We start from the raw sequence: 507 nt of genomic DNA, 5'->3' as shown, positions 1-507 counted from the left end.
GAACTGGGGCGGTATAGATCGCGCTGGTTTCGCCAGCTTTAACGGTGACGGTGCCACCGTTGCTGAGTTTGACGGTCAGATCGTCCTTCAACGCCTGGTTGAGGGTGATGGTGAAGGTTGGATTGGCGTTCTCAAACACAGGACCGTTGCCAGCGATGCTGACGGTCACGGTGTCGGTGGTGTCGTTGATCTGCACCACGCCTGGTTCTTTGCTCAGTTGCAGGTCTTCGAAGACCTGATCCTTCACGGTTGCGCTGTCGATGGTGACGCTCAGCGGACCGCCATCTTTGTAGACGTCGTCTCCCTGGACTGGCGCGGTATAGATCGCCGAAGTATCACCGGCTTTGACGGTGACGGTGCCACCGTTGCTGAGTTTGACGGTCAGATCATCCTTCAACGCCTGGTTGATGCTGACAGTGAAGGTTGGATTCGCGTTTTCAAACACAGGACCATTGCCAGCGATGCTGACGGTCACGGTGTCGGTGGTGTCGTTGATCTGCACGACGC

1 protein-coding gene is annotated in these 507 nt (G+C 56.8%); it reads right to left on the bottom strand.

All coding sequences use genetic code 11. The features are described 5' to 3' along the window. Positions 1 to 507 (bottom strand): immunoglobulin-like domain-containing protein (locus NR126_RS28445; protein WP_256832490.1); only part of this gene is annotated, 507 nt, incomplete at both ends.

Origin of the sequence: Pseudomonas sp. Pse1 (genome assembly GCF_024519635.1) — a bacterium.
Lineage (GTDB): Bacteria > Pseudomonadota > Gammaproteobacteria > Pseudomonadales > Pseudomonadaceae > Aquipseudomonas.
The sequence above is the reverse complement of the archived record's forward strand: the minus strand, read 5'-3'. Positions and strand labels throughout refer to the sequence as shown.